This is a genomic window from Halomarina oriensis, from assembly GCF_009791395.1.
GTDB classification, from domain to species: Archaea; Halobacteriota; Halobacteria; order Halobacteriales; family Haloarculaceae; genus Halomarina; species Halomarina oriensis.
In genome coordinates this window covers 1-26,179 of record NZ_WSZK01000015.1, presented here as the reverse complement: position 1 = coordinate 26,179, position 26,179 = coordinate 1, and the positions used below count along the sequence as shown (strand labels likewise).

35 protein-coding genes and 1 tRNA gene are annotated in these 26,179 nt (G+C 62.6%); 23 read left to right on the top strand and 13 right to left on the bottom strand.

Annotated features, from left to right (window positions below):
* Nucleotides 1-514 precede the first annotated feature (514 nt).
* Complete coding sequence (locus GQS65_RS06700) at nucleotides 515-1,564, bottom strand: S66 family peptidase (RefSeq protein ID WP_158203898.1); 1,050 nt, start codon at nucleotides 1,562-1,564, stop codon at nucleotides 515-517.
* A 128-nt stretch (nucleotides 1,565-1,692) separates the two neighbouring features.
* On the opposite strand from GQS65_RS06700, the gene GQS65_RS06695 reads away from it, so the two are divergent.
* The 3 genes from GQS65_RS06695 (at nucleotide 1,693) to GQS65_RS06685 (ending at nucleotide 3,731) form a co-directional block, all read left to right on the top strand.
* The gene (locus tag GQS65_RS06695; RefSeq protein ID WP_199268412.1) at nucleotides 1,693-2,148 is read left to right on the top strand and encodes a hypothetical protein; all 456 of its coding nucleotides are present in this window, start codon (nucleotides 1,693-1,695) and stop codon (nucleotides 2,146-2,148) included.
* A gap of 223 nt (nucleotides 2,149-2,371) precedes the next feature.
* Nucleotides 2,372-2,614: a hypothetical protein gene (locus GQS65_RS06690; RefSeq protein ID WP_158203897.1), complete on the top strand. Its 243-nt coding sequence runs from the start codon at nucleotides 2,372-2,374 to the stop codon at nucleotides 2,612-2,614.
* Between the two features lie 127 nt (nucleotides 2,615-2,741).
* Entirely contained in the window at nucleotides 2,742-3,731 is a 990-nt protein-coding gene (locus GQS65_RS06685; protein WP_158203896.1) for an aldo/keto reductase, read from the top strand.
* A 72-nt stretch (nucleotides 3,732-3,803) separates the two neighbouring features.
* Here GQS65_RS06685 and GQS65_RS06680 read toward each other — a convergent pair whose 3' ends face one another.
* A complete protein-coding gene (locus tag GQS65_RS06680) occupies nucleotides 3,804-3,974 on the bottom strand; it encodes a DUF1059 domain-containing protein (RefSeq protein ID WP_158203895.1) in 171 nt (56 codons plus the stop codon).
* A 166-nt stretch (nucleotides 3,975-4,140) separates the two neighbouring features.
* On the opposite strand from GQS65_RS06680, the gene GQS65_RS06675 reads away from it, so the two are divergent.
* The 3 genes from GQS65_RS06675 (at nucleotide 4,141) to GQS65_RS06665 (ending at nucleotide 6,979) form a co-directional block, all read left to right on the top strand.
* Nucleotides 4,141-4,953, top strand: a complete 813-nt coding sequence (locus GQS65_RS06675; protein ID WP_158203894.1) for an NAD(+)/NADH kinase — start codon at nucleotides 4,141-4,143, stop codon at nucleotides 4,951-4,953.
* A 94-nt stretch (nucleotides 4,954-5,047) separates the two neighbouring features.
* Nucleotides 5,048-5,983 (top strand): GTP cyclohydrolase MptA, encoded by a 936-nt coding sequence (gene mptA / locus GQS65_RS06670; RefSeq protein ID WP_158203893.1) that lies wholly within the window; start codon nucleotides 5,048-5,050, stop codon nucleotides 5,981-5,983.
* A 201-nt stretch (nucleotides 5,984-6,184) separates the two neighbouring features.
* Nucleotides 6,185-6,979 carry a hypothetical protein gene (locus GQS65_RS06665; protein WP_158203892.1) on the top strand — a complete coding sequence of 265 codons (795 nt, stop codon included), beginning with the start codon at nucleotides 6,185-6,187 and terminating at the stop codon, nucleotides 6,977-6,979.
* A gap of 160 nt (nucleotides 6,980-7,139) precedes the next feature.
* Here the strand turns inward: GQS65_RS06665 and GQS65_RS06660 are convergent, their stop codons facing one another.
* The 3 genes from GQS65_RS06660 to GQS65_RS06650 all read right to left on the bottom strand — a co-directional run bounded on the left by GQS65_RS06660 (nucleotide 7,140) and on the right by GQS65_RS06650 (nucleotide 10,032).
* Nucleotides 7,140-7,400 carry a hypothetical protein gene (locus GQS65_RS06660; protein WP_158203891.1) on the bottom strand — a complete coding sequence of 87 codons (261 nt, stop codon included), beginning with the start codon at nucleotides 7,398-7,400 and terminating at the stop codon, nucleotides 7,140-7,142.
* A 124-nt stretch (nucleotides 7,401-7,524) separates the two neighbouring features.
* Entirely contained in the window at nucleotides 7,525-8,328 is an 804-nt protein-coding gene (locus GQS65_RS06655) for a TrmB family transcriptional regulator (protein WP_158203890.1), read from the bottom strand.
* 42 nt (nucleotides 8,329-8,370) lie between these two features.
* The gene (locus GQS65_RS06650; RefSeq protein WP_158203889.1) at nucleotides 8,371-10,032 is read right to left on the bottom strand and encodes a DUF255 domain-containing protein; all 1,662 of its coding nucleotides are present in this window, start codon (nucleotides 10,030-10,032) and stop codon (nucleotides 8,371-8,373) included.
* A 160-nt stretch (nucleotides 10,033-10,192) separates the two neighbouring features.
* Here GQS65_RS06650 and GQS65_RS06645 point away from each other — a divergent pair, with 160 nt between their 5' ends.
* The 5 genes from GQS65_RS06645 to GQS65_RS21855 all read left to right on the top strand — a co-directional run bounded on the left by GQS65_RS06645 (nucleotide 10,193) and on the right by GQS65_RS21855 (nucleotide 12,231).
* Nucleotides 10,193-10,684 (top strand): FxsA family protein, encoded by a 492-nt coding sequence (locus GQS65_RS06645; RefSeq protein ID WP_158204610.1) that lies wholly within the window; start codon nucleotides 10,193-10,195, stop codon nucleotides 10,682-10,684.
* Between the two features lie 94 nt (nucleotides 10,685-10,778).
* A tRNA-Ile gene (locus GQS65_RS06640) sits at nucleotides 10,779-10,852 on the top strand.
* Nucleotides 10,853-11,133: 281 nt separating this feature from the next.
* Complete coding sequence (locus GQS65_RS06630; protein ID WP_158203887.1) at nucleotides 11,134-11,520, top strand: hypothetical protein; 387 nt, start codon at nucleotides 11,134-11,136, stop codon at nucleotides 11,518-11,520.
* A gap of 163 nt (nucleotides 11,521-11,683) precedes the next feature.
* Nucleotides 11,684-12,112 (top strand): hypothetical protein, encoded by a 429-nt coding sequence (locus GQS65_RS06625; protein WP_158203886.1) that lies wholly within the window; start codon nucleotides 11,684-11,686, stop codon nucleotides 12,110-12,112.
* Nucleotides 12,109-12,231 (top strand): hypothetical protein, encoded by a 123-nt coding sequence (locus tag GQS65_RS21855; protein ID WP_267902891.1) that lies wholly within the window; start codon nucleotides 12,109-12,111, stop codon nucleotides 12,229-12,231. Before GQS65_RS06625 ends, GQS65_RS21855 begins: the two co-directional genes overlap by 4 nt.
* 29 nt (nucleotides 12,232-12,260) lie before the next feature.
* Here the strand turns inward: GQS65_RS21855 and GQS65_RS06620 are convergent, their stop codons facing one another.
* From GQS65_RS06620 to GQS65_RS06595, 6 genes are all read right to left on the bottom strand, one after another.
* Entirely contained in the window at nucleotides 12,261-13,043 is a 783-nt protein-coding gene (locus tag GQS65_RS06620) for a hypothetical protein (RefSeq protein ID WP_158203885.1), read from the bottom strand.
* A 94-nt stretch (nucleotides 13,044-13,137) separates the two neighbouring features.
* The gene (locus GQS65_RS06615; RefSeq protein ID WP_158203884.1) at nucleotides 13,138-13,803 is read right to left on the bottom strand and encodes a hypothetical protein; all 666 of its coding nucleotides are present in this window, start codon (nucleotides 13,801-13,803) and stop codon (nucleotides 13,138-13,140) included.
* Entirely contained in the window at nucleotides 13,796-14,173 is a 378-nt protein-coding gene (locus GQS65_RS06610) for a hypothetical protein (protein WP_158203883.1), read from the bottom strand. Before GQS65_RS06610 ends, GQS65_RS06615 begins: the two co-directional genes overlap by 8 nt.
* Entirely contained in the window at nucleotides 14,170-14,319 is a 150-nt protein-coding gene (locus GQS65_RS06605) for a hypothetical protein (RefSeq protein WP_158203882.1), read from the bottom strand. Before GQS65_RS06605 ends, GQS65_RS06610 begins: the two co-directional genes overlap by 4 nt.
* Nucleotides 14,316-14,792: a hypothetical protein gene (locus GQS65_RS06600; RefSeq protein WP_158203881.1), complete on the bottom strand. Its 477-nt coding sequence runs from the start codon at nucleotides 14,790-14,792 to the stop codon at nucleotides 14,316-14,318. Before GQS65_RS06600 ends, GQS65_RS06605 begins: the two co-directional genes overlap by 4 nt.
* Nucleotides 14,792-14,971 carry a hypothetical protein gene (locus GQS65_RS06595; protein WP_158203880.1) on the bottom strand — a complete coding sequence of 60 codons (180 nt, stop codon included), beginning with the start codon at nucleotides 14,969-14,971 and terminating at the stop codon, nucleotides 14,792-14,794. The genes GQS65_RS06600 and GQS65_RS06595 overlap by 1 nt, the downstream gene beginning before the upstream one ends.
* Nucleotides 14,972-15,106: 135 nt before the next feature.
* On the opposite strand from GQS65_RS06595, the gene GQS65_RS06590 reads away from it, so the two are divergent.
* The 10 genes from GQS65_RS06590 to GQS65_RS06545 all read left to right on the top strand — a co-directional run bounded on the left by GQS65_RS06590 (nucleotide 15,107) and on the right by GQS65_RS06545 (nucleotide 21,782).
* A complete protein-coding gene (locus tag GQS65_RS06590) occupies nucleotides 15,107-15,340 on the top strand; it encodes a hypothetical protein (RefSeq protein ID WP_158203879.1) in 234 nt (77 codons plus the stop codon).
* The gene (locus tag GQS65_RS06585; RefSeq protein ID WP_158203878.1) at nucleotides 15,340-15,834 is read left to right on the top strand and encodes a hypothetical protein; all 495 of its coding nucleotides are present in this window, start codon (nucleotides 15,340-15,342) and stop codon (nucleotides 15,832-15,834) included. Before GQS65_RS06590 ends, GQS65_RS06585 begins: the two co-directional genes overlap by 1 nt.
* 5 nt (nucleotides 15,835-15,839) lie before the next feature.
* A complete protein-coding gene (locus GQS65_RS06580) occupies nucleotides 15,840-16,247 on the top strand; it encodes a hypothetical protein (protein ID WP_158203877.1) in 408 nt (135 codons plus the stop codon).
* Nucleotide 16,248: 1 nt separating this feature from the next.
* Entirely contained in the window at nucleotides 16,249-16,578 is a 330-nt protein-coding gene (locus tag GQS65_RS06575) for a hypothetical protein (RefSeq protein ID WP_158203876.1), read from the top strand.
* Nucleotides 16,571-17,614 carry an LVIVD repeat-containing protein gene (locus GQS65_RS06570; RefSeq protein ID WP_158203875.1) on the top strand — a complete coding sequence of 348 codons (1,044 nt, stop codon included), beginning with the start codon at nucleotides 16,571-16,573 and terminating at the stop codon, nucleotides 17,612-17,614. The genes GQS65_RS06575 and GQS65_RS06570 overlap by 8 nt, the downstream gene beginning before the upstream one ends.
* Nucleotides 17,611-18,102: a hypothetical protein gene (locus tag GQS65_RS06565; protein ID WP_158203874.1), complete on the top strand. Its 492-nt coding sequence runs from the start codon at nucleotides 17,611-17,613 to the stop codon at nucleotides 18,100-18,102. The genes GQS65_RS06570 and GQS65_RS06565 overlap by 4 nt, the downstream gene beginning before the upstream one ends.
* A gap of 1 nt (nucleotide 18,103) precedes the next feature.
* Complete coding sequence (locus GQS65_RS06560) at nucleotides 18,104-18,553, top strand: hypothetical protein (RefSeq protein WP_158203873.1); 450 nt, start codon at nucleotides 18,104-18,106, stop codon at nucleotides 18,551-18,553.
* Nucleotides 18,550-18,747, top strand: a complete 198-nt coding sequence (locus GQS65_RS06555) for a hypothetical protein (protein ID WP_158203872.1) — start codon at nucleotides 18,550-18,552, stop codon at nucleotides 18,745-18,747. The genes GQS65_RS06560 and GQS65_RS06555 overlap by 4 nt, the downstream gene beginning before the upstream one ends.
* A gap of 116 nt (nucleotides 18,748-18,863) precedes the next feature.
* Entirely contained in the window at nucleotides 18,864-19,406 is a 543-nt protein-coding gene (locus GQS65_RS06550; protein WP_158203871.1) for a tyrosine-type recombinase/integrase, read from the top strand.
* Nucleotides 19,407-19,442: 36 nt separating this feature from the next.
* The gene (locus GQS65_RS06545) at nucleotides 19,443-21,782 is read left to right on the top strand and encodes a hypothetical protein (RefSeq protein WP_158203870.1); all 2,340 of its coding nucleotides are present in this window, start codon (nucleotides 19,443-19,445) and stop codon (nucleotides 21,780-21,782) included.
* Nucleotides 21,783-22,478: 696 nt separating this feature from the next.
* On the opposite strand, the gene GQS65_RS06540 is transcribed toward GQS65_RS06545, so the two are convergent.
* On the bottom strand, nucleotides 22,479-22,802 hold the full coding sequence (locus GQS65_RS06540; protein WP_158203869.1) for an Lrp/AsnC family transcriptional regulator: 324 nt from the start codon (nucleotides 22,800-22,802) through the stop codon (nucleotides 22,479-22,481).
* Nucleotides 22,803-23,162: 360 nt separating this feature from the next.
* Between GQS65_RS06540 and GQS65_RS06535 the strand changes: the two genes are divergently transcribed.
* Both GQS65_RS06535 and GQS65_RS06530 read left to right on the top strand, forming a co-directional pair.
* Complete coding sequence (locus GQS65_RS06535; RefSeq protein WP_368279902.1) at nucleotides 23,163-23,741, top strand: DnaJ domain-containing protein; 579 nt, start codon at nucleotides 23,163-23,165, stop codon at nucleotides 23,739-23,741.
* Entirely contained in the window at nucleotides 23,734-24,747 is a 1,014-nt protein-coding gene (locus tag GQS65_RS06530) for a site-specific integrase (protein WP_158203868.1), read from the top strand. The genes GQS65_RS06535 and GQS65_RS06530 overlap by 8 nt, the downstream gene beginning before the upstream one ends.
* A gap of 348 nt (nucleotides 24,748-25,095) precedes the next feature.
* Here the strand turns inward: GQS65_RS06530 and GQS65_RS06525 are convergent, their stop codons facing one another.
* A complete protein-coding gene (locus GQS65_RS06525) occupies nucleotides 25,096-25,860 on the bottom strand; it encodes an aldo/keto reductase (RefSeq protein WP_158203867.1) in 765 nt (254 codons plus the stop codon).
* Nucleotides 25,861-26,179: the final 319 nt, after the last annotated feature.

Here is a 26,179-nt window from a genome sequence, read left to right as displayed (position 1 = left end):
TACCGGAACCGACGGTGAGGCAGTGGCTACAGTCGGTCTCTCGTCGGGCGGTTGCAACCGGAAACGGTTGCCGGTGTGATGCGTCCGCCTATCGTCGACGTGTGGCGAGGAGCGCCGTCCCCACGAGTGCGAGTAGTGCGGCCAGGACGCCGACCCCGAGACCGGACCCGCTGGACGTCGTGGCCCCGCTTCCACGATGACACGCGCCGTCTGTCGGTCGGTCTCCGTCGCTGTCGTTCGCGCCGCCGTCTCCGGTCAGGCGGTCCTCGCCGGACGCACCGACGGTCGGACACGACCGGACCCCGGTGACGGACGGGACGCTCGCTACCGTGGGACCCACTCCTGTAGAGGCGACGACCATGGCCACGACCGGGACACGTCGTCGTGACCGACCGGCCGTATCTCCCGGCGCTCGTGTCGCGCTGTCGGGTGCCCGTCGATCGGCGAGGGGCGAACGGTGTCTCCTGTGACGAAACGGTGCTTTTCGGTCGTTAACGACCCGTGAACCGTCGGGTTAGGTGAACCGTATCGTCCCCTCGTTCGGGTCGACGTCGACGCGGCCGCCGACGGGGAGGGGGACCGTCGGGTTCGTGTGCCCGAAGTCGAGGTCGAAGACGACGGGAGCCTCGGGGTTGTATCGCGCCAGTTGACTCAGAACCGCCTCGCGCTGGTCGCGGCGGAACCGTTCGCGCGTCTCGCGGGACGGGCGCTCGAAGCGGTTGCGCGTCTGCGGTCGGCCCACGAGGACGGCGTCGAACCGTTCGAGCAGTCCCCGTTCACCCATGCACATCAGCGACCAGCGCACTTCGGCGGCGCTCGGCAGGTCCTCGGCCGTCTCGATGGCGAGCACCTGCCCGTCGAGTCGTTCGAGGGCGGGGAGATACCGGTCGCTGGCGAGGTGCCAGTCGACGATGGCGAGACAGCCACCCCAGACGCGGCCCTCGACCCGTTCGTCGCCACCGGCCCACGTCCAGTCCGGTGCGGGTTCGTACTCCGGGGTCGTCTCGGCGTAGTCGGGGTCGGCCCACTCGACGGTGTCGTCGGTCCACCGGGGTGCGCTGTCGAGGTCGCCGAGCGACTCCTCGAACAGCGCTCGGCGGAGGTAGCGCTCGCTGAACGCCGGGAACCGACCGGGCGTGCCGACCTGGTTCAGCAGTTGCCCGCCGTTGTACGAGACGACGCCCTCGCGCCAGAGATAGAGGTTCAGGTTGGTGTTGTCGCTCATTCCGAAGAAGCGCGTGGGGTGCTCGCGCAGGACCGCGGGGTCGAGGTAGCGGAGGACGCGCAACTGGTCGTCGCCCCCGATAGTGGCGAACACAGCCCGTATCTCGGGGTCACGGAACGCCTCGTGGACGGCGGCCGCCCGCCCACGGGGGTGGGCGGCGAGGAAGTCGTCGCCCTGTCGGGCCGTCGGGTGGACGACCGGGTCGAGGTCGAACCGGTCACGGAGGCGGTCGAGTGCCAGCGAGAGGACGTGCGGGGCGGAGCGTGCGCCACCGCTGGAGGGGGCGACGACGGCGACACGGTCGCCCGACGCGAGCGGCGGTGGTGTGACGAACGCCATGTGGAAGTGTGGAAATCGACCGGCAAAGCCGTTCGGGGGCCGTGAGAGTCGGTGCCGAGGGGCCGCCCGTGCCGCACCGCCCCGGCGACCCGTCGTGATTAAGCCGTTCCCGCTCGCGCGGTCACTGCGTGGACCCGACCGCCGTCCGGACGCTCGTGGTGACGGCCGACGACGTGGTGAGCGCCGCGGAGGCCCGACGGAACGGCCGTCCGGTGGTGCTGCGGGCGACGCCACCGTTCCACGGCCGGATGCGTGCACGACTGCACGTCGCCTCTCCCGCCCGGTCTGCCCCACCCGACGGGGCCGACGAGTCGGTCGACGCGTGGACGGTCGTCGACCCGGCCGCCCTCCACGTCGACCCGTGGGGACTGTTCGACGCCGACGCGCCACCGTATCCGACGCCCGCGGCGACCGAGGACCGACTGCGTGCGAGCGGTCGCCCCTTCTCGACCGAGTCACACCGCGAGTACCACGCGACGGCCGTCGCGGCGTGGCGTCGCGCCGTCGCTCGTCACGTCCGCGGGGAACTCACGCTGCTGACCGACGCCGGGCCGCGACAGGTGGACGTCGGTCTGCTCGGCTGAGCCCGACAGCCGCCCATCCTGACCGTTGCCGAACGACGACACTCGCTACGAACTGACTGTCAATAGAACGGAGCATAGCGCTCGATAAAACTTCTAAGCGTTCGTGAACTCGTCGTGAAACGTCGTTCACCGTCTGTTAACACACGATGAACGGTCACAAAATACGACGAAAGCTCTGCTGGCTATAAGCCCCCGGAGGATGCAGTGAGACTGTCGCCCGCCAATGTCGACCGAAACGCTCCGTTCCGACCGAACGCACGCCCCCTCCATCCCCGAACGACTCGTCCAGACGACCCTCCAGACGGTCTCCGCCGCCGCGTTCTGGCTCGCGGTGGCGCTCCCGTTCTGTTACCTCCCGCTGCTCGTGACGGGACTCGACTCGACGACGACACAGACCGCTTTCGGCGTCCTCCTCTCGCTGAACGCCGTCTGTCTCGTGTTCGGTCACGCCCACCACCGCGACTGAAGGCCCCGCTCGCCCCACCCACCCGTCGTTCCCTACCCTCCACGCTCGCCCTCCCGACTCCCCTCCTCCGAGTCACCCGTCGTGTGACACCGTCGGGCCTAAGACCCGTCCACGCGACGCCGGCGGTATGGAACTCGACACGGTACCGCTGGGCCGGACCGGGACGTCCGTCTCAAGCATCCCCTTCGGAACGTGGCGGTTCGGCCGCGAGACGGACGCCGGCAGCGTCGAAGTCGACAAGGACCAGGCGTTCACGCTCCTCGACGCCTACGCCGAGCACGGCGGCAACTTCATCGACACCGCCGACATGTACGGCGACGGTCTGAGCGAGGAGTGGATCGGCGACTGGCTGGCGACCCGTGACCGCGAGGACTTCGTCGTCGCCTCGAAGGTGTTCTGGCCGACGCGCGAGGACGACCCGAACGGCCGTGGTATCGGCCGCAAACACCTCCGCCGTCAGATTCGCCTCATCTGCCAGCGTCTCGGGACGGACTACGTCGACCTGCTCTACTGTCACCGCTTCGACGACCGGACGCCGCCCGAGGAGTTCATGCGGACGCTCGACGGGTTCGTCGACGACGGCCGGGTCAACTACCTCGGCGCGTCGACGTTCGAGCCGAACGCCTGGGAGGTCGCTCGTGCCAACGAAATCGCGGATCGACGGGGCTACGAACCGTTCACCGTCGCTCAGCCACGCTACAACCTCGCCAACCGTGAGATAGAGTACGATTACGTCGACATGTGCGAGGCCTACGACGTCGGCATCTGCCCGTGGTCGCCGCTCGCCGGCGGGTTCCTGACCGGGAAGTACTCGCGCCAGGCGGACCTGCCCGAGGGAACGCGTGGCGCGGAGTCGAGTCAGTTCGCCGACCGCTATCTGACCGAGGAGAACTTCGCGGTACTGGACGTGGTTCGTGCGGTCGCCGAGGAGGTCGACGCCACGCCCGCGCAGGTGAGCCTCGCGTACCTCCAGCGCCACCCGCAGGTGACCGCGCCCATCGTCGGTGCACGGACCGTCGAACAACTGGAGGAGAACCTCGCCGCGGACGACGTCTCGCTATCGGACGACCAGTTCCGACGTCTCGCCGACTCGAAGACCGTCTCGTTCATGGAGTAGCCGCGGTCCCGACCGGTCGCGGCCGAACCGCAGCACGGCCGAACCGTCCTCTCACTGGACCGTCCCGCGTCGCTACACGGTCCGGATGTTCGACCGGACCATCTCGACCGTCTCGTCGTCGAGGTCGAGGTCCGGATGTTCCTGCTGGACGTGCGTCTCCACCTGCGCCATCACGTCGTCTTCCGATTCCGCTTCGATACTGGCGGCACAGCCGTCGACCACACAGTCGAGGTGTTTGGTCATGGTCCGCCCGAACTATGGTCCTCGTTGACATCAGACTGTCGTGAGTCGGTGTCCGTGGTCCTCACGAGACCAGTACGGTCGGGAGAGCGGAACGGTAGCCCCGCCCCCGACGGTGGCCGGTCGGAGACCCCCGTCTGTTATGCTCCACGGTGCCCCAGCACCACGCATGGAGCTAGGCATCGTCGCACAGCGGGACAACCCCCGAGCAGCGTCGCTCGCGGGCGACATCCGTGATGCCGTCGACGCCGACGTGGTGGTCGACGACGCGACGGCCGACGCCGTCGAGGCGGCCGGTGTCCCGGTCGACGAGATGAGCACGCGTGATCTCGTTGTCAGTATCGGCGGCGACGGGACGTTCCTGTTCACCGCCCGTGGTGCGGGCGCGACCCCCGTCATGGGCGTCAACCTCGGCGAAGTGGGCTTTCTGAACGTCACCGCACCCGAGGACGCCGTCGACGCCGTCGGCCGAGCGGTCGAGCAGTACGAACGCGACGCCCTCCCGATTCAGGACCTGCCGCGGGTCGGGGCGACCGGTGACGACTGGGCGTTGCCGCCGTCGCTCAACGAAGTGGTCGTGATGGGCGAGCAGCGTGGTCACGGCGGTGGCGTCGAGATAGAGGTCCGCGTCGACGGGTCGCTCTACACCGGCGGCCGGGCCGACGGCGTCCTCGTCGCCACCCCGACGGGCAGTACCGCCTACAACCTCAGCGAAGGGGGGCCGCTCGTCCACCCGGACACGGCCGGCCTGGTCGTCACCGAGATGTGCGCCGCGGAGGGGATGCCGCCGCTGGTGGTCGGTCCCGACAGCGAGGTCGTCGTCCGGGTCGACGGCCCCGAGAGCGCCGTCGTCGTCGGCGACGGTCGGCGTGTCCAGACGGTCGAGACGCCGACGGACGTGACGATTCGCCGCTCGGAGACGCCGATGCGCATCGCCGGCCCCGACCTGGACTTCTTCGCGGCGCTGGGAAAACTCGACTGAGTCGGCTCACGGATTCCGACGTTTCAGCGCCGACAACCCGTAATTCTCGGGAGTTCCGGAACGCATAACCGACTGGCAAGCCTGTCGTTTATCGATGAGCAAACAGCTGCCGGACGTTCAGGCATCCAGCCCGGACGTCACGGTCGGGCTCAACCGAGTCGGTGTCACCGGCGTCGAGAAACTCGTGAAGTTGGACCGCGCTGACCAGCGTCCCATCGTGCTGATGGCGGAGTTCGAGGTGTACGTCGACCTGCCGTCGTGGCGCAAGGGCGCGGACATGAGTCGGAACATGGAGGTCATCGACGAGACGCTCGAACAGGCCGTCAGCCAGACGGCCTACCGTCCCGAGGACGTCTGTGGCGACGCCGCCGAACGCCTGCTGGAGAAACACGACTACACGAGCGAGGCCGAGGTGCGGATGGAGGCGACCTACGTCACCCACGACCGGACGCCCGAGTCCGACCGCGTCACGCAGTCGACCGCCGACATCATCGCCGCGGCGACGGCCACCGATGAGGGCACCCGCGAGACCATCGGCGCACGCGTCGTCGGCATGACCGTCTGCCCGTGTTCGCAGGGGATGTCGGAGACCCGCGCTCGGACGACGCTGGAGGACCTCGGCGTCGAACGCGAGACCATCGACGAGTTCCTCGAACGCGTCCCGCAACCGGGCCACTCCCAGCGCGGCCACGCAACCGTCACCATCGAGTCCTCCGGGTCGCCGGACGTCGAACTCACCGACCTCATCGGGGTCGCCCGCGACTCGATGAGCGCACGCATCTACAACCTCGCCAAGCGCCCCGACGAGGACCACATGACCTACCAGAGCCACGCCGACGCGAAGTTCGTCGAGGACTGCGTCCGGGCGATGGCCGACGGCGTCGTCGAGCAGTTCGACCACCTCCCGGACGACGCCGTCGTCACGATGAAGCAGTCGAACGACGAGTCCATCCACCAGCACAACGCCCACGCCGAACGCGTCGCCGAGATGGCGACGCTCCGCGGCGAGGTCAACGGCGACGACGAGTAGACACGGCGCGCTCACCTTCTCAGATCACTCGAATCGCACAGTACGCATCGAGTGGCTGAGAGTGGGTCGTCCGCCCCGGTGCTCACGTGCGATACCGCAGAGAAGCCACAGCCGAAGTGGATTGCCGGTTTTGTTAGACACGTGCCACGAGTATATCGTTCTCCACAGAAGATATTTACCACCCGTTGACCGAACCGTGATATGAAGCGCCGTGCCCTCCTCTCCACTGTCGGGACTGGCCTCACCCTCGGACTTAGTGGGTGTACATCGACAGCCGACCCTCGGTCAGCCTCGACCAATTCGACTCAGACCTCATCGCCCACAACCAGTGACTCGCTCGCAGTCACGGACGCTGGTACGCAGTCGTGGGTCGTCGGGAACGACTTTCCCGATTCAAAGGCCGTGTTCGGTGAGCAAGGGAAGCAATTCCTCGTATTCAAGATGGGTGTCGATGGCGAATCGATGGTCGCCTACGACGAGTTCGAAATCGATGCGGGCACGACGTACACGCCAACAGAGTATATCGGTATCGCGGAGACCAGTCCATCGCTACCGTACGGACCACAGTACACTCCCTCGGCAGGCGGGTGGGTTGCGTTTCACATCCCGGAACCACTCGATGCAGACGCAGTAACGCTTCGGTGGCCCGAGGGTGAGTACAGAGTCGAACGCGCACTTCTCGACGAATTAGCGACCCCACCAGCAGAGTTCGCGGTCCGTGAGTTCAGTTTCCCGGAGACGTACGAAGCAGAGATGACGGCAACGCTGACGGTCGAAAACACTGGGGACGTGGACGGAACGTTCATCGGTGCCATCAATCAGATTGGTATTGATGTGGATATCACCCCCGTCGCCGAAATCTCGTTGGACGTTCCAGCCGGGGCGAGCGAGTCGTGGACGTACTCAACGACCGTTACTGGAAGTCCCGGCGAGGAGATGACGCTCGACCTACGATGGTCGGGAGGCGAACGTGAGGCAACCGTCACCGTAGAGTAATCGACGACCCACGTTTCATGCCGACTGATAGACCCACGCTCTCTGTCTATCAGTACCGGCAAACGATGAACAAGGATTGTTTTCACGCAGGTTCGTGATGACGCAGCTGTTAGACGTGTGCCGCGTGTCTATCACATACCTCAGGAACAACGGTCCTCTGTCAGTGGTTGAGAGAGTGCGCTGCGCGGCCATCTTGGTACTGGCTGCGGATGAAATAGGCGGATAGCACCACCAGCTCAATCACTAACGTGTTCACCAGTCCGACACCGAAGAACGCGAGGGCGAATGGTAGTACAATCGCCGCGAGAGCGGCCAGTAGTGCCATGTTCCATCCGTAATCCCGGACGCTCACGTAGACCAAACCGGCAATTGCCACGTGAGCGACGAGGAATTGGACCTGTGAAAGACCGAGTGAGACCATATCTTGGTGATTGCTGTGTGTTTGAATATACTTTCGGGAAGATACGTTAGACTCACGCTCTCTATCTAACAGCTGTTCCAAGCGAAGACTGACTGAAAAATCGCGTCGACGCGATTTTGGGCCGCTAAAACGACAGCGGCGTCGCGGCCGCCCAGCGCGGTTCGAACTCGTCGCGGATTTCGCCGGCGAACTCGCGGTCCTTCAGGTCGATCATGGCGAACGTCCCCACGTCGTGGAGCGGGTGGGGGACCTCGATACAGACCTCGGTGCCGTCGACGACGGTGAAACTGCCCGTCACGTCGTCGCTGGTGCGACACGCGAACCGCTCGTGTGGCGAGAGGGACTCGCGGTAGCGCTGGCCGACGGACTCGGGGAGTTCGTCGACGAGTTGCGGGCGCATCAGGAGCGACACCTCGACGCCGCGGTCGAGTGCGCGTTCGAGTTCGAGCGCGACCCGTTCGCCGAGGTCGTCGACGTCGAACCCCTGTGAGAACGTCGAGGCGACGACCTGTACTCGCTCGTCGGCGGCGGCGATGCGCTCGACGAGGAGGTCGGCGGTCTCGACCGGGCCGACCGCCGCGGTCCAGAACCGCTCCTCGACGGCGTCGCTCGTGTCGAGACTGCCGACGAGTTCGTCGACGATACCCTCGTACTGGGTCTCCTTCTCGGCGAGTTCGCGCTTCTTGTCCTGGAGCAGACGGTCGAGCGCCGTCTCGGGTTCGACGGCGACGTACTTCTTCGGGCGGGAGGCGCTCTGTGAGCGGACGAGGTTGTACTGCTCGATACTGTTGAGCACGTCGTAGATACGCCCCATCGGCACGTCACTGACCTGTGACAACTCCTTTGCCGTTGTCGGACCGGTCGTCAGGAGTGCACGGTACGCCCGTGCCTCGTACTCCGACAGGCCGAGGTCTCGGAGGCTAGCCATTACCCGGTCGTAGACCCGACCGGACAAAAACCATTCGGGAGTTTAGTTCAGTTCGGAGACACGACGCTGTAACTCGGCTGGAGTGTCGGCCAGCGCGCGCTCACCGTGGAGGGTGACGCAGGCGAGCGGACCGTCGTCGTCGCCCGTCTCGCCGTCGAGCGTCGCGTTCGGGACGACGACCTTCTCGTGGTCGGCGATTCGCAGGGCAGCACGGTGGAGGTCGCTCCCCGCCTCGCTCGTCACTTCGACGGTGAGCGGCCGGGAGACGACGCGACTGACCGCGCTGGCGTACCCCGCGACGTCGACGCCCATCCGGTCGCGTGCGCCGGCGAACGCTTCGAGGCTCTCCCGAGCGACCTCACGGTAACGCTCCTCGCCGGTCAGCCCCGCCAGGTCGACCAGCGCGTCTGCCACCTCGACGGTGGTGTCGATGGGGCGGAGCGGCCGGTCGAGGAGACCGAGCGCCTCGTCGTCCGCAGGCCCGTCGAGGAACGTCCCGCCGACGAACAGCGTGTCGAGCGTCCGGTCGGCGACTCGGACGGCGGCGTCGACGTACCGACCGCCGCCCAGCACCTGCGCGGCGGTCGTGAGTGCCCGGAAGAGGCGTGCCTGGTCGGTCAGTAGCCCTTCGGGGCCGCCCTCGTGGTGGGCGACGGTCCCCTCGCGTTCGAGCGTGTCGAGGACGGTGTGGAGTGCCGTCCGCGCGTACTCGCGGGCGACGGCGTCGTCGGTGTACGCGTGGTACCACAGGAGGGCTTCGACGGTCAGTCCGTTCCGGTCGGCGAACACCGTCTCGTCGACGCCGGGACTGCCGTCCGGGCGGTCCTCGGGTGGCTGCTCGAAGTACGACTCCTCGCCCGCCTGACTACCGGCGAACGCGCCGGCGAGGTCGGTGGTCCCACCGACGTCCGTGTCGCGTGCCCAGAGCGTCGTCGTCAGGTACGAGATGGCGTCGTCGGCGACGTCGCGGTACCGTTCGTCGCCGGTGTGTAGGTAGGCGTTGGCGAACGCCCGGACGAGCGCGGCGTTCTCGTCGAGCAGTCGCTCGTAGTGTGGCTCCGACCAGTCGCGGTTGGTGGCGTAGCGGTAGAAGCCGCCATCGGGGTCGGCGAGGTGTCCGGCGACGGCGTCGAGCGTCTGGAGCGCCCGTGTGCGGTCACGTTTGAGCGCGAACTCGACGGTCCGGGCGAGCGGGAACTTCGCTTCGGTCCCCCACCCGCCGTACTGCTCGTCGAAAGAGACCTCCAGTTGGCCGGCCATGTGGGACTCGATACGGTCGTCGAGTGCCCCTCGCGGCGGGTCGGGGTCACGCAGCGCTCGTGGGACTCGGCCGGCGTCCGACCCGCGTTCCTCCCACATCTCCCGGACCCGTTCGACCACCGAGCGCAGCCCCTCGGGGTCGAGGTAGGTCGCCCCGCTCAGGAGGCGGCCGTCGGGGGTGAGAAAGACCGTCGACGGGAACCCGCCCATCTGGTAGCGCTCCCTGACGGCCGGGTGACGGTCGGCGTCGACCCGAACCGGCACGAACCCCTCGGCGACGTTCGCGGCGATCATCGGACTGCCGAAGCCCTCCGTCTCCATCCGGTCACACCACGTACACCACGGTGCGGTCAGGAAGCCCAACAGCGGCACGTCGCGGTCCTGGGCCTCCGCGAACGCCGCCGTCCCCCACTCACGCCACTCCACTAGCGACTCGTCGGTCATACCCCGCCGTCGGGCGGCGGCGGTTCAAAGGGTTCTGATTCGGGGGCGTTCGAGCCGACCGGGTCTCACTCGTGGCCGCCGCGAACTCACGGGAGTCGCTCGTCCCGAGCGCCGGGCCGGAACACGTTTGCGTTCGGACGAACTACGAATCCCCATGAGTATGCTGCGTATCATCGGACTGCTGCTCCTCATCCCCCTGATGGACGTGGTGGTCCTGCTCCTCCTCGCCGTCCCCAACATCGGGGCGACGGCGACGATTCTCCTCGTCGTGCTGACGGGACTCGTCGGGATGCTGCTCGTCCGCGCCGAGGGGAGACACACGCTCAGGCGCATCCAGCGCAAACTCGCCCGTGGGACGCTGCCGGAGGACGAACTCATCGACGGCGCACTCCTCGTCGCCGCGGGGGCGTTTCTGCTGACGCCGGGGCTGGTGACGGACCTCCTCGGGTTCCTGTTGGTCCTGCCGCCGACGCGTTACCCGGTCCGGGTCGCGGTCCGACGCTGGGTCGTTCGCCCGTACGTCGACGCCAAGACCGGCGGCTTCGCCACCGGGCGGGTCTACACCGGCGGATTCCCGAACGACGACGACGATCCGTACGACCTCGACGACGACGACTACGAGATGAGTCGAGGCAGCGGCAGCGACAACTGACGACGCGGCTGGGACGGGGTGACAATCGACAGCCGGCGGTGCCGAAGCGACACGCTTAATTGTATCTCGCCGGTACTCGCAGATGCGCCCTGACGGGTCGATAGCTCAGTTAGGTTGAGCGCTCGGCTGATAACCGGGAGGTCCGCGGTTCAAATCCGTGTCGACCCATCAGGAAACAACTCGTTTCCTGTCCGAAATAAAAACGGGGCGTTACCTCCCCAGCCACCTACTCTCGGACGATACAACTTCTCAGGAGCACCCGCTCAATGTTGAGTTCGATAGGTTTCCTAACGGACCCCTTCGCAGTCTGGTGGCTACCGTAGCCGAAACCGGGGGTGCAGCATGAGACATTGCCCGAGCTGTGGCTCCCGGCTGGTCCGAACCACCCCTCGGTTCGGTAGTATCCCCCGTGACCTCTGTCCGAGTTGTGACGACCAGGAGGTGACTGCGTGACCCCGCTCGACTTCGAGGGCGAGCGCGACGACGCTACCACGTCGTTCGAGCGTGCCGACCCGCGCCGAGCAGCCATCTGGCGCGAGGCGTGGGACACGTGGCGGGTTGCGCTCCCGGACGGCGAAGAAGTCCACACGGCGCGTCTCAGGACGGACCACGGACGCTACGAAGGTGAGTGCGACTGCGCAGGCTTCGAGCACCACACGGGAGCCTGTGCGCACCTCTGCGCGCTCCGGAAGGCCACGACGGTCGACTACCCCGACATGGATGGCGAGCCCGTCCGCGTCTTCGACGTCGAGCACGTCGCCGACGATCGGGCCAGCAACCACGTCGAGCGCATCATGGCCGACGGTGGCCGTCGTCTCCGAGGTGAGTGGCGGTGATGGCCTCTCGTGCGCGCACCCGCGCCCTCGCGCGCGAGTCTCGCGCGAGAGGGGGAGGGGGTGGTACCACTACTGTCTTCGTCCGTACCACACCCGCCACGTCTGGCGGTTTTTGGGTGGTACCACTAGCCGACAGAATGGTACCATTCACGGGGTGGTTGGCGTGAGTACCGAAGGCATCCCCGGAAGCGAGGGCGAGCCACGCGGGACGAAGCAGGTGAAGGTCCGCGTTCGTGAGGACGTCGCCGACGCCTACGACGCGGTGTGTGAGCGTGACGGGAAGAGCCGCGCACAGAGCCTCCGCGAGCACATGACCGCGACGGTCGAAGCGGACACCGACGACCGAGAGGACGAGGACGGCCGCCAGCCGCCGAGCGACCCGGAGCTCGCCGAGGCGTGGGACCATCTGAAACGGCTCTCGCGTGGCCGCCACCTCCGACGCAGTCGGGCGTGTGCGTATCTCGCAGTGCGGATGCAGGACATGGACGCGGACGAAGCATGGCGACTCATCAGTCTGCTTCGTGACCGTGGCTACGCCCGCTTCTCGACGGACCCTGGACTGTCCACGACCTACGTGACGGTGCGAGCATGACCTCGTGGGAGCGTCGGCAGGCGAGACTCCGCCGTGCCGAGCGCGCGTTCATCGACCCACTCCAGATGTTCCTCGACGATCGGGACGCCGAGTGGGAGTGTGCCCTGCCTTACCTGTAGAGCCCTCTTGTCATCTCTTGTGAGTGGTGCTAATACACCGGGTCGTCGTTGAGATTCGACTGCTTGACGTCGTCCTTGCTGAGTTCGCTCAGCGATTCAGTAACTGTCTTGACTACAGACTCCTGCCAACAGTCCATGCCCGGCGATATGTATACTTCGTTTATCATTTCATCAATGTCAATCGGAACGTAATCTACCTCGACAATTTCTCTTGAGGTTTGACCATAATTTTCTATATCTGTCTTCAAAATATCGGAATTTCTGTGGTATTCTGCAGCTTTGAGGAATCTGGGTACTTCTTGAATGGCGCCCCGAAATTCATTCTCGTGCTCGTAGCTTTTGCGTTTGTGGAATGCAGGAGAGAGACTGCTGTACCTAGGGGCAGATTCATTTCTGTAGTCAATGTAATTCAGGGCGCCAGCATACGTTTCGTATCCACTATTTTCGAGACTATTCATATACTGCTCTACTGTCGTGGTGATTGCAATTCCATTTCCTCTTGTCGTATAGAGGTCCCACATCGCTACCGATTCTAGCTCATTGATGTGCCAACAGTCAACGAATGTGTAGTAACGAAGCTCCTCATTCAGTAACTTCCTGTACTGTCCGATTGAGTCGGTATCTGAGTTATCTCCTTTGCGTAGATCCCGAAACGTGAGGTTTTCCGAGGGTATTGAACCCTCAAAGGCGTCGCTGAGACCTGCGACTTGACTGAAAAAGAGTGCTTCTTTCTCCAAGAGTGATACGAACTTCGTGAGGTCCATATACTTCCATAGTACGGATTCGCCTTCGGGAGCCTCCTGAAATTCCATCATCCTGCATGACATGTCGTCTACTCTGGCATCTGCCCAGTTAGCTTTAGGGGGTTGGAATGCCAGTGAGGGCTCAACTCATAAGAACCGCATACTACGCGTACGCCTCCGGCACGGGCGCGTACAACGTCAAGTCCTCGTCGCGGGTGCCTTCCATCAAGAAGAGGTGGTACGGGGCACGTGCCTCGGCAATCGTCTCGTAGTGGTTGCTCATGCCGTTGGCGCGGAACCAGTGACGGTAGTCCTCGCTCGTCGGCCCGACCCAGAGTTTCGCCGGACACTGCTTGATGACGGACTTCTCTTTGATGTCCGTGGGCGACTGGGCGATGACGAGACTCTTGCAGTTCACCCCGTCCTCCTGGCCGTAGATCCGGACGAACCGAAGGAGGGAGTCGCCGAGTTCCGGTGCCTCGTCGTGGACGACGAGTTTCGACATGCTGCGGGGGAGCTCGGCGACGAACTGTGCGAGGCGGTCGTGATGAGCTTCCCAGTCCGCGGTCGCCGGCACGAAATCGAAGTGGCGCACGCCCTCGCGCATCTTCTGTGCGAGGTCTTGCACGGTGCTCACGCGCTCGCCACGGACCGCACTACTGCCTTTGGCGTTGAAGAACACGCGGAGGTCGAACGCCTTCCCCGGTTCACAGAGCCACCAGTTGGCCGTACTGGTCTTCCCACCCATGTCCGAGGCAGAGCCGGTGATGCCGCTGATGAACACGTGCGTTCGGTCGGTCCACACGCCCCGGCGGTTGGGGTCACTCACGGCCGGGCACCCCGCTGGGACGATCGCCGTCGCTCGACGTGCTCGACGACCCGGCCGTCGCCCGCGACCGGAGCGTGAGCGCCGTTCCACCGATGATGTCGAACAGCGGTGGAATACCGCCCGTGTCCGCGACGCGAAGCGTTCCGCGGAGGGCCATCGTCAGTCCCCGCGGGAGGTCGTACTGTTGCCGGAGTTCGCCCATGCTCGGTCCCTGTGCCGTCCCGTCGAACAGGCGGGCGAACACGTTCGGGACGTCGGGGGGGCTCGACGGCGCGGCCGCCTCCCCGTGCTCGGCCGCGAGGTCCTCAACGGGATCGCTCGTCGCTTCAGCTGCCAGCGCGGTGGCGTCGAAGCTCTCGCTCTCGCTCATCGCTGGTAGTCCTCCCGGGCACGCTCGGCGAGTGCGTCCGCGACGACCACCTTCTCGCCGTCCGTGAGGTCATTCCGGTCGGCGAGGTCGTCCAGGTGCTCCCGAACGGACTCCGCCACGTCGGTCATCGCCTCGGCGTCGATCACGCCTGCACCTCCCCGCCACAGTCACCACAGGTGCCAGTCTCGCCCGCCAGGTGCTCGGCCGCCTCCTCCGGGGTCATCCCGAACCCAGAGCCACAGTGCGGGCACGTTGCCTCGTCCTGCTCGCCGTCATCCTCGTCCGCGTTCTCCTGGAGGTCGTCGAAGTTGGGGACGTCCTCGACGCTCCCACCGTCGGGGAGGACCACAGCCCCCTCTTCGTTCGGAGTGTCGGGGGCTAGTGGGATGGGACTAGCATCGTCCGTGTCAGCCACTTCCTCGGAAGTGTCGGGGGCTCGGTCGTCACGCTCGTCTTCGACCGCGAGGCCATCCTCCCGAACGACCGTCACACCGTCTGGGAGCTCCGATACCGGGCAGTGCGCTTCGTGGTTGTGGATGCCCGTCTTACTGAACCAGAGCGTGCAGTGCTCGCACTGCTGGTCGCTCGGATGTTCCCGCGAGAGACTCGCTCCCGCCATCAGAGGAGTCCCCCCACACTCGCAATCGTATCGCCCACGACACTCCCTGCGGGGAGTCCCGAGGAGACGATAACGTACACTGCCCACGCTCTGACGGTGAATTTCGCCTTTGCGCCGTCGGCAAGGAGCCGCGCCAGAATCGCCACGACCGTCACCCCGGCCAGTCCGATAAGTGCCATAGTTCTGTCGCGGTACTGTCTAGACTTAAATACAACACTAGTGGTGGGGGACTAGAAGGTGAGGGCGAGCCGGTGGTGTCCCACTACACTTCGAGTTTTTACGAAACGGGCCAGAGCGAGAGTCGCACACGAACTATGGCAAACCTGGACAAAGCAACCACCGCGCAGATGCCCTACGGACTCGGCACGGTCGACCTCGCCAGTCTCTCTGGGCTGATGACCGTCTTCGCGATCATCCTCGGCTTCGTCGTCTTCCACGCGACGAGCGCTGTGGGCGCGAACATCGGTAATAGCGCACTCGACACGGCTGGACAGTACCTTCCGAACGGCAACCCTGCACAGGCCGGCGACGGCCCGGAGGGCGTCTGATGCGATTCGATCCACAGCTCGCCCAGGCGGGGACGAAGCGCGTCATCAAGGCCGGCGACTTCGAACAGACCACGCTCAAATCGGGCAACGAGGTGACCGTGTACGCCGAGCAGGTGAAGCAGGACAAGGTTCTGTGGCACGGCCACGGCAACATGAATCGGACTACCGGGAACGTCGCACACATCTACGCGGCTCTAGTGGCGTCTGGCAACGGTTCGGGGACGGCCGGCGACGCGATTGAGGGCGAACTCGTCGCGGCCATCACCGACTCCGACCAGCGTCGGGTGCTGGCGTCGACGACCATCGACGATCTCGGCGAACTCGCAGACGCCGAGGCCTCCGAGCGCACCGAGCGCCCGATGCATCCCGCACTCGAACCGTTCGCCAAGCCCGGTCGACACCTCGAGCTGCGTATCCTCGCCGCTCCGGAGAGCGACGGGGTCGAAGTCGACCCGGCGAACAGCAACGCCCGGCTGTACTACAGCGAGGCGTAACCCCCATGTCGATTTTTGACGGCAGCAACGGCCGCTACAGCGTTCGCTTCGCCGAGACCGTCGAACCGGGCGAGACTGTCGAACTCACCGAGGAGGTTAGTCGTGACGCCACCGTCGAGCGCGTCACCGTCCGCATCTATCTCGGTGCGGAGTTGGACCTTCGCGTGCGTCCGTTTGTGACCGAATCGCAGTCGCGCCGGCCGCTCGTCGTCTATCAGGGCAAGCAGTACATCGACGGCGACAACGACGTCTACGAGTTCGCACTCTCCGAACCAGTTGCGGGCGGTGAGAGCATCGGTGTTGAGGTGGAGAACCGCGATGGGACGAACAGCTACGACTTCAGCATGACCGCGACGGTCGACCACGACGGCGGTCTCAACAGAGCGGTGAGCGCCCTGTTCGGAGGTGCCTGAGATGGGAAGCAGGCAGTTCCAGCAGACGATTCGGACGGATACGGACGTCTCTGTCAACGTCAACCGCGCGACGATCAACGAGGCAGTCGGTGTCGAGGAGGACGGCAGCGCCTACCCCTACTCGGTCGACCCGAGCGGCGACATCCGCGAAATCGTCGTCACCGACTGTGGTGATGTCGTGATGCACTGCGTCGGAACTGGTGGGACCGAGTGGGACGTCCCGCTCAACGGCGGGACCGGGTCGTTCGACCAGTGGGAGCTCGAGCGCATCGAGTTCCGTGACCCCAGCGGCACAGGGGCGGCACTCTCGGCGGTGGTGAGCCATGAGTGACTGGTCCGGTCCGACGTCGTCGAGCGGCGACGGTGGCGGCGGCGATGGTGGTTCGACATCCGTCACCCACCCGCCGACGAACACGCACCCGCGAGAGGGAGCGATTAGCCCGCGAGAGGTGGCGACGGTCACCGACGCGACGAATCTCCCCGACCCGAAGTCGGTGGCCGTCTACGGCAACTACGCGGTCGTCGGGAACAGTAGCGGTGGGTACTCGACGTGGGACGTCTCTGATCCGACCGCTCCGACGAACCTCGGCTTCCTGTCGGGGTACACCGGCGGGACGCATTGGGCCGGCGGCGGTGTCCTGCTCGGTGGCGGGGGCAACATTGAAGCTATCGACGTCTCCGATATGGCCGCTCCGGCGGTCATCAACTCCTACTCGTCGGGACTCGACGACGAGTATTCGGTCGGGCATCCCCACCCGCAGAAGCCCTACTGGTTCATCGGAACCACGTCGGCACTGTACGCCTTCGACGTCTCGGACCCATCCTCGCCCACCCAGATTGGTTCGCTCACTGGGTTGAACAACTCGTATCCGGACGGTGCGGCCATCACATCGAACGACCTGCTGGTGATGACGCCGGGCAACACCGACCCCGGTGAACTGGTAGCGTACGACGTTTCGGACCCGACCGCGATGAGCGAGGTGAGTCGGATTGCTTGCCCGCCGCAGTACGGCGGGAGCAACTTCACCGCCCGAGGGACGCGCGTCGCCGTCAACGACGCCGACACGCAGGTCGGTGTGGTGGATTTCGCCGATCCCGCGAATCCCGTCAGCTACGGGGCCGTGACGGTCCCGAACGTGACGGGAATCACACCGATGGTGTTCGGCGAGCAGTGTCTCTACGTCGGCGAAGAGTACACGCCACCGTACATCACGGCCTATCGGTTCGACGGCCAGTCGCTCACCCAGGAGTGGCAGACGCAGGCCAGTACCGGCGAGTACATCTACGACATGGCGCTCAATCCGACCGACCAGTCGCTGTACGTCGCGGTGAACAGCACGAGTCCCAACTTGGCGGTGTTCCGATGAGCAGCTTCGAGAAGGACCTCAACGAGCGCCGCGTCGAGCGCGGTCTGTCGCCGGTCGACACCGACCGCGACGGTCGTGTCGAGACGTGGGGACGCACCGACCAGCAGCACAGACGCGAGCAGCGAGCGGACGACTACGGCCTCCCGACCGACACCGGGACTGACACAGACGACATGAGCAACTACGACCCACGCAGAGACCCGAGGAACTGGGACGGCGATAGCACGAACGCACCCGAGGAGGGAAGCGAGTACATGGAGTGGCCCGACGGGTTCGTCGGCGTCGAGGACGGCGACGGCGGTGTCTTCGTCCCTGGGAGCGGACCCACCGAATCGACGAACCCCGGCGGCGATGATACGATGAACGACTGGGACGACGTCCGCGAGAGTGTGACCCCCGGCGATGGGTCGGACCCATCCGGTGGGATGGCCGTCCTGGCTGTCTTGGCGTCCGCACTTGTGGCTGTCGCCGCGCTCGTGGGGAACTGAGATGGGGAGCTGGCTACGAGCCGGCTACGACCTCGTGGCCGGCACTGGCGACCACCTCGCGGGCGACGTCGACGAATCGATCGGCCGGCAGTTCGACGACCGGCCGGGTGGTGGGTTCGCCGACCTCGCGCCAGAAGGCCACGACCCGGAGGCGGACGGTGCTGGGAACCGGTTTCTGTTCGGGCCGACGCGCGATGTCTACGACACGATCGTCGACTACGACGGTCGGCTCAACGGCTCGGAGGACAGCGCGGACGTCCTAGGGCCGTCGATCGACGAGGCGACCGACCCGTTCATCTACCAGCCCGGAGAGGACGTCGGCGCGCTGGAGGGCACGCTCCGCTCGCTGTTCGCCTCTCCGGGGCGTATCCTGGTGCTAGTGGTCATCGTGGGAGGGTTGTGGTTGGTCCGACCACTCCTCGAGCTGGCGAGCGAGGTGAGCGACACGTGAGCGTCTTTCTCGACGCGCTGTTCACGCTCGCACAACCCGCGGCCGCTGCTATCCTCGGCTATGCGGCGTACGAACTTCGCGACGTTGCGCAGCGGTTAGAACAAGTCGAGGACCACGACCGCGCACTCTATGGGTCACGAGCGACGCCAGGACTGGTGAAACGGGTAACGAGATTAGAAGACCGGGACGAGTAGTTTCGCTGGTCGGCTGCTGGTTTACAGAGTTGTAGGACTGTAAACCTCGCCGAAGCAGGCGCTCGCTCGCTTATGTACCCCAAAGATTCTAGGTCAACTACGGTTTACACCGCGACATGGCGTGGAAACGCGAGCCGCTTGAAGAGACCGAGTTGGACGAGCTGTTGACCGCTGCCGAACGCCACAGCCTTCGCCACGAGATGACCTGCCGGACGCTTGCCTACACTGGCCTAAGAGCGAACGAGTTCGCCCATATGACCGAGGAGTGGGTTGACTGGCAGAACGAACAGATTCGGGTTCCACCCGAGCAGTCGGGATGGACACCAAAGACTGCTCACGCAGTGAGAACGATTCCGGTTCGAGAGCCTGCTGCACTCCGCACACTTCGCGACTACTTCAAACGCCACGAGAAGATTGGCGTCTCACGACAGGCCATTACGAAGCGTGTGAAGGCTGTCGCCGCTGACACCGAATTACGCAAGAAAGTGACGCCGCACGTCCTCCGGCATACCTACGGAACACTCATCGCTGCTCGAGGCGCAACGCCACAGTATATTCGTCAGACGATGGGTCACGCCGACTTGTCGAGTGCGAATGCTTATATTCAATTCACTGGGTCCCAATTGAATGAAGAGGCCAATGTCATTTGGAAAGTATAATAGCCATGTTTTCCCTAGTGAGAGTAAGATATCTGAATGGATAATCTAACAGACATCCAACAGTCAATAGTTGATTACGCCTCGACCCACAACGAGGCTCCTCCATCAGAAATTGCGGATGTTGTTGGGTGTTCACCGTCTTATGCCGGAACAATTCGCAGTCGATATCTTCCCGCAATATTGGGCGATATTGATTTGTACGAGTCAAATATTATACCAAGCTATTCTAATCCATACTCAATTTTTGCCGACAAGTGCATACTGAGCAACTCTTCACTCGAGATTGGGGATTTAGCAGAAATCGTAATGGAGAACGAGACCGATGAACTCACCTATGCATTTCCATTGCAGGATATAGAGGAACTAGATTCGCTAACTGAGTCACATCCTTTATTGATTGCATTGGAGCGAGATTCTTCAATATGGATAGATGGCCTGAATCAACGGTTAGAGAAATTCCAATCTGACGATGGCTATAATATATACGACTCCGGGGACTTTTCTGATTTCGTCGATGAGGTACTGGAATTCGTAGAATCATCCTTGAAAAACGCGGATTTAGTGATCGGCTGGCAAATATTCAGAAATTTGGCTGACAATGAGTATGACCACTTTAATAGAATTAATATCCCAGAAGGGCTGGTCCCCCCCGAGTATTTTGAAGCCAGTTATGCTGGCGACTATAATCGGATTCTTGATTTAAAAACGTATACTGGTGACATCTCCGAGCCCGATGAGGCATACTTCACCACTCACCGGCCGATCAACAATATGGACTCCAAAGCAATTGCGGACATGGTGAAGAATAGGCGATATTTTGATACAAATATACTTCACCATTTTGAAACAGAGGACATCCATGGGCCAATCGTGAGGGGAATTCCCTCAAGAGTTGTGGATTTGAAAGATACGGGTATTCACATTAACAAACACTTGATAAGAACCGACAGCGAGGATGGCCTATCCGTAGAATATGCCGACATCAAACAAATAGTTGAAGACACCGATTTTTACATCCAGAGTGAATCCGACGATGAAGACGATGTTCTTTTGCAACCTTATTATTTCCCTAATACCAACTCCATCGCATTCTCGTTCGGTAACGTAACAGTACGAATTGCATCTGTTTCAGATGGGATAATCACATCCTATCCCAATATCAACGGATACCCACATATTGCCGAGTCGATCATTGAAGTTGTAAGAGAAAGACTTGAGATAGCCTCTGACCCCGAGTTCAACACCTCAAAAGCGTCGGATAAGAGTACTGATGAGTGGATTTGGGATACCAATGCCCTGTATCATGAAATTATAGATGAACGCGGTTCGTGCGTCTTGAAGTCGGTCTTCACAAATGATACCTTCTTTTACTCAAATATTGTTATACCTTGGATTTCATTGTACGAGATTAACAAGCATAAGGATCGAGGAGGACCAAGCACTACTGTACAAAAAAAGGGTATCGACAACATTGATGTCTTCCGTAAGCTAGCCGAAATTGGTCTAATTCAACTAGAAATTGATGGAAAGATTGGCAAGAATGCAGGTCCGGTTGACGAGGCTGATATTGCTGATATGCTTATTCTCGATGAGGCCTGTGAACGCGAGAGCGCTGGTATTGTGAGCGGTGATGATCGCCTTCGTAAGTTGGGCGAATTTGCTGGAATTGCCTCTATGAACATTCGAGATATTGCAGATGTTACAAATACCCCTGATTTAGATGATGCTATCAAAAACGAAATCCTCCCTAAAATTGGTGATATACTTTCTTCCGAGACAGATTTGAGGGGGGCAATAAATGAAGAAGTTGAGCAACAAATCCAGCAAAAGATGCCACGGGAGAAAACAGATGCCCCCGAGAGTGCGAGTGCATACATTAATCGGTGGTTGGATGACAAGGAGATTATTGCATTTCCTGATGGTGATTCATTGAGGTATGATCACGGTGTTCCTAATGACCTTGTTATTACACCGACTGCTGCTGTAGAACTGGGGAAGCATATCGAAGAAGGACCGGATGGGCGGTATTTATCTGAAGAGTGTATTCTGCACTTGGTCCCCAAACTGCGAATCAACCAAAGGGGAGTGCCATGGATCACGTTCCATGTTCCTATTTCCGCTATCATCGCATCTCAATCAGCCGCAATCGGTGGCATCAGCACAGAAGCAAGGCATCTTCACCAACTAAACCAGTTAAAGAATGCTGACTACGAGACCGCAGAACTCTCTGAGGCAATATCGAGACAAGAAACTGTTCACGATTCTGTACTACTCGCACGTGAAAAGAGTCTCCCTCTGTTATGTGCAGACGCAGACGATTATTTAACAACTATATCGCAGCTACTGGACGTCAAAATTTTAGAATTCGAGATGTAGGTTGTTTCTATGAGAGCTCTCTCGTGTACTCTTTGTCTTTGGTCCGAACAATGATTCTGCAGCCTTCCAGGTTTTCGGGGAGCGGCTGCTCAAGTGCGCTCTCTGAAACCTGTTCTATTCGGTTCATTGTTTAGGCTGGCTGGTTCTATGTGACTCTCAATTATAACGTCTTTGATGGAGCCGTTCCCTTGTCACAACTGCTGGAATATTCTAATTTGGATGGCAAATGAACAGACATCTGTGTTTGCACCTATCAAACCTGATATTTCGATGGTCGATTGAGTGGTACCAAATTAGCGTTGAGATCTTCATCTAAGTACCGTAGTCCCTTCCTAGATATCTCAAATACTTCACCCCATAAGTGGGAAATCAATTCTGCCTCAGCCAACGCTCTTAGCCTCTCACGCAACCGACCTATCGACACCTGTAGTCCTTGGAATGGTCTCCGCGACACCATCATACGCGGTGATGACCAGGGTTCTTCTGCTAAGTACTCGAGGATTCGCTCGTCCAACAACACCATCCACGTCGCCGACTTTCGCATATTCGACAGACAGTGGGTTGACCTCATAACCGCTAGAGTGTCCGTTCCGATAATTCTGATTGTGAGGAAATCTGCTTTAGATGAACTAACACACTCTAACGCTGGCGATAAGTCGATTTCCGATACCCCCCCAGTGAGGGTAACGAATCTGCTCAGGTGCCATTAGTTCCCGACTCTTTCCCTTCAGTCGCCGGCTCGCTGTCCATCTTTGGTATCTGGTCTGGCTGATTTTCCGCCGCGTTGAGTTCACCAGCCAAGTACGACTTGCCACGCTCGGTGATTACGTACACCCCATTCCCAACCCTAGCGGTGAACCCATGCTCGGCCAGTCTTTGGCATCGTCGAGAGACCGTGGGCTGAGAGACGTGGATGTACTCGTTCTCCGCGATCTCGCCGACTGGAGATGGACCGTTTTCTTGGAGATATTCAAGAATTCGGTCATCCCAAATCGACATCCAGGCGGCAGAGTGCCTCATCTAAATGCGAATTTGAAACATAGGCTCGTTAGTTGTACGATATATGCACTCTAGAATGTCCAATACATATTTGTATAGGTCATACATTGTAGCTACTGGAACCCCCGGAGCACGAGACACAGTAGGCACACAACGAGCGTTGTAGGACATACAGGGGCGCTGGCACGCCCCTGCGGGTGGTTCCACTGCCAATATGCAAGCGGACACCTTCGCGGGGCTGGAACCCCGCGCACGGCAAGAGGCATCGCCTACTCTAAAACCCGACGACGCAACCCCGTGCCACTCGTGCGAGGCGAAGGCCGTCGGTCACGACGCCCAGACGGGCCACGCGACCTGTCGCAACTGCGCACGGAGCGAACGGTGAGCCTCGACTGGCCGCCGGAGTTGGAGCGAACCCCTCTACGGGACCGAAAGCGACGATCGAGCTTTCGTGTCTCACTCGGTCAGACGACCGAGGAACTCACGATCGAGATAGACCGCCTCGACCCCGATGAGTGGCGTGCCTCGACCGGCTCGGGCGGCGCGCACACGAAGGCGAACGGGCTGCCGAAGTACTCGGCAAACCCGGACGACCCCGGATTCGTACTCCGCTGGTCGAAGGACGGCGAGCAGTTCGCCGTCGCCTGTGATCGTTACAGCAGTCTCCGCGACAACGTTCGCACCGTCTACCTGTGGGTCCACGAGACGCGGATGCGTGGACAGCGCCCGGTGGTGACCGGCGGCGCGGACTTCGCTGCCGCTCGGCTCCCGGCGGGTGACGTCGACGTGGGGACCGACATTCCGCCGCACCAGATACTCGACGTTCCTCGAGACGCTGACGATGCGACGGTACGAAGCGCTGCCCGCGACCTGGCGAAAGAGACGCATCCGGACGCCGGGGGCGACCGTGAAGCGTTCCAGCGCGTGCAGTCCGCGAAGGAGGCGATGCTCGATGGGTGACGAACTCGACCCCATCGCGCCGGAGGCGGCGCTGGACCTCTACCTTAGCCAGCGAGCGAGCGAAGTGAGCGACCAGACGCTCCAGACACACCACTACCGGCTGGAGCGGTTCATCGACTGGTGCCAGCGCGAGGACATCACGAACCTCAACGTCCTGACCGGGCGCGACCTGCACGCCTATCGCGTCTTTCGGAGCGAGGAGGACGGACTGAAGCCTGTGACGCTACAGGGGCAACTCTCCACACTCCGGGTGTTCATGGGCTTCTGCGCATCCATCGATGCCGTGCCAGAGGGCTTACGGTCAAAGATTCTGCTCCCCACGGTTTCCGGTGCAGAACAGGCCAGGGAGACGACTATCGACCCAGCACGGGCAGAGGCCGCGATCGAGTATCTCGACCGCTACCAGTACGCGAGCCGCCAGCACGTGGTGATGCTTCTGCTGTGGCGGACGGGGATGCGAACCGGCGCGATTCGGTCACTCGACCTCGAGGACATCGACCTGGAGGACGACTCGCTGGAACTGAAGCACCGACCGGAGACGGATACACCGCTGAAGAACCAGGAACGTGGGGAGCGCTGGGTCGCTCTCGCGCCACACGTCTCGCGGGTGGTCGAGGACCACATCAACGGCCCGCGAATCGACCGCGAGGACAAACACGGGCGTGAGCCGCTGCTGACGACACGAGAGGGTCGCGTTCACTCGACGACTATCCGGCAGACCATCTACGGCGTGACGCGCCCCTGCAAGTACGGCGAGGGGTGTCCGCACGACCGCGACGTCGGCGAGTGCGAGGCGACGAGCTACGATTCGTCCAGCAAGTGCCCCTCGTCACGGTCGCCGCACGAGATACGCTCGGGGGCCATTACGGCCCACCTGCTCGACGACGTGCCGACCGAGATTGTGAGCGACCGCATGGACGTATCCGCGACGGTGCTGGATCGACACTACGACCGGCGTACGAAGCGTGAGAAGATGGAGCAGCGGCGGAGGTATCTGAGAGAATGAACCCAGCGACTACAGTCCGAACTAACGAGACGCACTGCACACTGTTTACCGAGAAGCGGAGAACCGTGTCGACCCATCCGGATACCACTCGCTCGGTATCCGACACCGAAACGGGGCGTACCTCCCCAGCCAACTCACTTCGGACGTCACCTTTCGAGCCACGGCGTCGCCTCGTCGCCCCTCCGACCGAGGAGTCGCCGCCGGGTCTCGGCCTCGAGGTTCTCTCGGGCCGTCTCCGACCCGTTCATGTTAGGTGGCAAGGCTATATGGTTGACAGCTCTCCGTCAGGACGGCGGCAAACGGGGTACTGTCAGAGGCACCCGCCGTCTCTCTTCGCCGGCCTGTAGTTCACTCGGGGAACAGTTCCCGCTCGGTCTCGACCGACTCGACGCTGGCCCGGTCGTCGTCGTCCAGTTCGAGCGTCGCGGCCGCGAGGTTCGCTTCGAGGTGGGCACGCGAGGACGCTTTCGGGACCGTGACCACGCCCGTCGTTCCCGTCAGCCACGCGATAGCGACGGCTTCGGGCGTCGTGTCGTGACGGTCGGCGACGGCCTGGAGTTCGGGCAGGTCCCGGACCTGCCCGCCGGCCAGCGGCGAGTACGCGACCAGCGGGTAGCCGTGTTCGCGGGCGTCCGCGAGCAGGTCGTCACGGACGAACAGCGGGTGGCGCTCGACCTGATGGGCCGCGAGCGGCGCGTCGAGGTGGTCGCGGGCCGTCCGGAGCTGGTCCACGGTGAAGTTCGAGGCGCCGACGTGGTCGACCAGCCCGTCGTCGACGAGTGTGTCGAGCGCCGGCAGGGTCTCGGTCGGTTCGTACGGGCCACGCGGTCGGTGGACGTACAGCAGGTCGACGGTGTCGACGCCGAGTCGGGCGGCGCTCTCCTCGGTCGCGGCGCGGACGTCCGTGGCGGCGAGGTCGTCGACCCACAGTTTCGTGGCGACCGTCACCGACTCGCGGGAGACGTCGCTCGCGGCCAGTCCGGCCCCGACGACGGCCTCGTTGTCGTAGATGCGTGCGGTGTCGAGGTGGCGGTAGCCGACGTCGAGAGCCGTCTCGACGACGGCGGAATCGTCGACAGCCATCGTCCCGAGCCCGACCGGTGGGAGGTCCATACTGTCGGTGGGCGTGCGTGACGCATAGGGCTCACGGAGCGGGTAGACCACCGGTGACCGGCGGCCGTGGGCGACGGACGGTTCGCCGCGAGCACGTCGACCTCCTCGATGGTGGGGTCCTCGACCAGCAGTCCGTCGGCCCGCTCCAGTGACGCCCCGGCGAGGCGGCCCGTGGTGTCTCGGTCCGTGAACACTATCTCGCCGAGTGAGTCAGTGAATCGGCTGAAATCTACGGTGTCTGTGTCGGTCGAAGCGGTTCGGGGGAAAGGTATAAGTTCGTTACTGTCAGTCGTAGCTGTATGATTCGCCCCGAGTGGGC

Coding starts and splice junctions, on each gene's coding strand:
- GQS65_RS06700 (WP_158203898.1), bottom strand. CDS start 1,564: ATGGCGTTCGTCACACCACCGCCGCTCGCGTCGGGCGACCGTGTCGCC.
- GQS65_RS06690 (WP_158203897.1), top strand. CDS start 2,372: ATGTCGACCGAAACGCTCCGTTCCGACCGAACGCACGCCCCCTCCATC.
- GQS65_RS06685 (WP_158203896.1), top strand. CDS start 2,742: ATGGAACTCGACACGGTACCGCTGGGCCGGACCGGGACGTCCGTCTCA.
- GQS65_RS06680 (WP_158203895.1), bottom strand. CDS start 3,974: ATGACCAAACACCTCGACTGTGTGGTCGACGGCTGTGCCGCCAGTATC.
- GQS65_RS06675 (WP_158203894.1), top strand. CDS start 4,141: ATGGAGCTAGGCATCGTCGCACAGCGGGACAACCCCCGAGCAGCGTCG.
- mptA (WP_158203893.1), top strand. CDS start 5,048: ATGAGCAAACAGCTGCCGGACGTTCAGGCATCCAGCCCGGACGTCACG.
- GQS65_RS06665 (WP_158203892.1), top strand. CDS start 6,185: ATGAAGCGCCGTGCCCTCCTCTCCACTGTCGGGACTGGCCTCACCCTC.
- GQS65_RS06660 (WP_158203891.1), bottom strand. CDS start 7,400: ATGGTCTCACTCGGTCTTTCACAGGTCCAATTCCTCGTCGCTCACGTG.
- GQS65_RS06655 (WP_158203890.1), bottom strand. CDS start 8,328: ATGGCTAGCCTCCGAGACCTCGGCCTGTCGGAGTACGAGGCACGGGCG.
- GQS65_RS06650 (WP_158203889.1), bottom strand. CDS start 10,032: ATGACCGACGAGTCGCTAGTGGAGTGGCGTGAGTGGGGGACGGCGGCG.
- GQS65_RS06645 (WP_158204610.1), top strand. CDS start 10,193: ATGCTGCGTATCATCGGACTGCTGCTCCTCATCCCCCTGATGGACGTG.
- GQS65_RS21855 (WP_267902891.1), top strand. CDS start 12,109: ATGACCTCGTGGGAGCGTCGGCAGGCGAGACTCCGCCGTGCCGAGCGC.
- GQS65_RS06620 (WP_158203885.1), bottom strand. CDS start 13,043: ATGGAATTTCAGGAGGCTCCCGAAGGCGAATCCGTACTATGGAAGTAT.
- GQS65_RS06610 (WP_158203883.1), bottom strand. CDS start 14,173: ATGAGCGAGAGCGAGAGCTTCGACGCCACCGCGCTGGCAGCTGAAGCG.
- GQS65_RS06600 (WP_158203881.1), bottom strand. CDS start 14,792: ATGGCGGGAGCGAGTCTCTCGCGGGAACATCCGAGCGACCAGCAGTGC.
- GQS65_RS06595 (WP_158203880.1), bottom strand. CDS start 14,971: ATGGCACTTATCGGACTGGCCGGGGTGACGGTCGTGGCGATTCTGGCG.
- GQS65_RS06590 (WP_158203879.1), top strand. CDS start 15,107: ATGGCAAACCTGGACAAAGCAACCACCGCGCAGATGCCCTACGGACTC.
- GQS65_RS06585 (WP_158203878.1), top strand. CDS start 15,340: ATGCGATTCGATCCACAGCTCGCCCAGGCGGGGACGAAGCGCGTCATC.
- GQS65_RS06580 (WP_158203877.1), top strand. CDS start 15,840: ATGTCGATTTTTGACGGCAGCAACGGCCGCTACAGCGTTCGCTTCGCC.
- GQS65_RS06575 (WP_158203876.1), top strand. CDS start 16,249: ATGGGAAGCAGGCAGTTCCAGCAGACGATTCGGACGGATACGGACGTC.
- GQS65_RS06570 (WP_158203875.1), top strand. CDS start 16,571: ATGAGTGACTGGTCCGGTCCGACGTCGTCGAGCGGCGACGGTGGCGGC.
- GQS65_RS06565 (WP_158203874.1), top strand. CDS start 17,611: ATGAGCAGCTTCGAGAAGGACCTCAACGAGCGCCGCGTCGAGCGCGGT.
- GQS65_RS06560 (WP_158203873.1), top strand. CDS start 18,104: ATGGGGAGCTGGCTACGAGCCGGCTACGACCTCGTGGCCGGCACTGGC.
- GQS65_RS06550 (WP_158203871.1), top strand. CDS start 18,864: ATGGCGTGGAAACGCGAGCCGCTTGAAGAGACCGAGTTGGACGAGCTG.
- GQS65_RS06545 (WP_158203870.1), top strand. CDS start 19,443: ATGGATAATCTAACAGACATCCAACAGTCAATAGTTGATTACGCCTCG.
- GQS65_RS06540 (WP_158203869.1), bottom strand. CDS start 22,802: ATGAGGCACTCTGCCGCCTGGATGTCGATTTGGGATGACCGAATTCTT.
- GQS65_RS06530 (WP_158203868.1), top strand. CDS start 23,734: ATGGGTGACGAACTCGACCCCATCGCGCCGGAGGCGGCGCTGGACCTC.
- GQS65_RS06525 (WP_158203867.1), bottom strand. CDS start 25,860: ATGGACCTCCCACCGGTCGGGCTCGGGACGATGGCTGTCGACGATTCC.